Consider the following 2,132-nt stretch of genomic DNA (forward strand, 5'->3'; position numbering starts at 1 on the left):
CCCGCCCCACCGTCCGTCCCTCCGCCGCGCGGGCCCGGCCGGGTGCGTGAGCCGGGTGCGGCGGCCGTGGACGCCGCGCCGCCGGGCACCTTCCGCCTGGCCGCCGGCGGCCTGTCCCTGCTCGTGCCCCGCCGTCCGCTGCTGGCCGGCGTCCTGCTCGCGGCGGTCCTGGTCGCGGTGGGCGCGGTGGGCCTGTCCGTCGGCGAGATCGCCGTGGCCCCGCTGGACGCCCTGCGCGCGGCGGTGCTGGGCGAGGGGGACCCGCGCGATCTGCTGGTCGTACGGGAACTGCGCATGCCCCGGGTCGAGGCCGGGATCGCGGTCGGCGCGGCCCTGGGGGCGGCCGGCTGCCTGATGCAGACGCTCTCGGGGAACCGGCTGGCCACCCCGGACACCGTCGGCCTGAACAACGGCGCGACCGCGTTCGCCGTCGCGGGGATCGTCGCCGTCCCCACCAGCCTGCTGCCGTCGGCCACCGCTCTGGTGGGCGCCGCCACGGCCGCGGCCCTCACCCTGGCCCTCAGCGGCGGGGCCGGGCAGCGCGGCTACCGGTTCCTGGTGGTGGGCCTGGGCGTGGGCGCGGTCTTCGGCGCGGTGACGAACCTGATCCTGTCGCGGGCGGAGATCGACGCGGCCAACGCGGCGTTCGCCTGGACCGTCGGCACCCTCAACGGCCGTTCCCGGACGGCGGTGACGGTGCTGGAGGCCGGGCTGCTGGTATGCCTGCCGCTCGCGGTGGTGCTGGGCCACCGCCTGGGCGCGCTGCGCTTCTCCGACGCCGTGGCCACCTCCCTGGGGGTGCGGGTGCGGCCGGTGCGCGCGGCGGTGCTGCTGACCTCCGTCGTCTGCGCCGGGCTGGCCGTGGCCGTCGCCGGGCCGCTGGGCATGATCGCCCTGGCCGCGCCCGAGGCCGCCCGGCGGCTGACCGGGCCCGGGCCCGTGCCCGTCGTGACCTCCGCGCTCGCCGGGGCCGTGCTGACGCTGCTGGCCGATCTGGTCGGCCGCACCGCGATGGCGCCGCTGGAGATCCCCGTGGGGCTGGTCACCGCCGTCGTCGGGGGCCCGTACCTGCTGTGGCTGCTGCTCACCACCCGTACCAGGAGGACCCCGTGAACGCCGTGGCACCCGTGACCGCGACCGCCCCCGCGCCCGTGTCCGCGCCCGAGTCCGGAATCAGGGTCGGGGCAGAGGAGGCGGGCGGGGCGCACCGGCTGCGCACCGAGGCACTCACCCTGGCCCACGGGCGCACCCCCGTGGTGCGGGAGCTGGATATCGAGCTGCCCCCGCGGCGGGTGACCGCGATCGTCGGCCCCAACGGCTGCGGCAAGTCGACGCTGCTGGGCGGGCTCGCCCGGCTGCTGGAGCCGCGCGGGGGCTCGGTACTGCTGGACGGCCGGGCGCTGTCCTCGGTCTCCACCCGCGAGGTGGCCCGGGTGATCGGCCTGCTGCCGCAGTCGGCCACCGCGCCGGACGGGCTGACGGTCCGCGATCTGGTGCGCTACGGCCGACGCCCGCACCAGGGCCTGCTGCGCCAGTGGTCGAGGGCGGACGCCGAGGCGGTGGAGGCCGCGCTGGACGCAGCCGACCTGCACGAGCTGGCGGACCGCCCGCTGGAGACGCTCTCCGGCGGCCAGCGGCAGCGCGCCTGGATCGCGATGGCGGTGGCGCAGGACACCGACATCCTGATGCTGGACGAGCCGACCTCCGCCCTCGACATCGGCCACCAGCTGGAGGTGCTGGAGATGGTCCGCTCCCTGGCCGCCCGGGGGCGCACGGTGGTGCTCGTCCTGCACGACCTGACCACGGCCTGCCGGTACGCCGATCACATGCTGGCGATGCTGGACGGGCGGGTCGTCGCCCAGGGCGCCCCGGCCGAGATCATGACGTCCGCCCTGGTGCGGACCCTGTACGGGGTGGAGAGCACCATCCTGACCGACCCCGTCCACGGCACCCCGGTGGTGTGCCCCACGGGCCTGGCGGCGGGCCCGGGCCCGGCGGCGGACGGCGCGGTCGGCGCGGACGACGGCGGTTCGTAGCCCCGCCCGCCCCGGCCGGGCGAGGGGCGCCGCGCGCGGTACGCGGGGACGGACGGGGTGGTCGCGGGCACCGGCGGCGTGGAGGGGGGCCGGCCC

Annotated in this window: 2 protein-coding genes; both read left to right on the forward strand. The window is 78.1% G+C overall.

Going from position 1 to position 2,132, the window contains the following annotated elements:
• On the forward strand, positions 1–1,113 hold a 1,113-nt coding region (locus L7D48_RS28345), incomplete at its 5' end, for an iron ABC transporter permease (protein WP_308312363.1).
• Between the two features lie 38 nt (positions 1,114–1,151).
• Entirely contained in the window at positions 1,152–2,036 is an 885-nt protein-coding gene (locus L7D48_RS28350; RefSeq protein WP_374494128.1) for an ABC transporter ATP-binding protein, read from the forward strand.
• Positions 2,037–2,132 lie beyond the last annotated feature (96 nt).

The sequence above is a fragment of the Streptomyces sp. ICN903 genome (assembly GCF_022015835.1).
In the GTDB taxonomy this organism is placed as follows: domain Bacteria; phylum Actinomycetota; class Actinomycetes; order Streptomycetales; family Streptomycetaceae; genus Streptomyces; species Streptomyces fenghuangensis.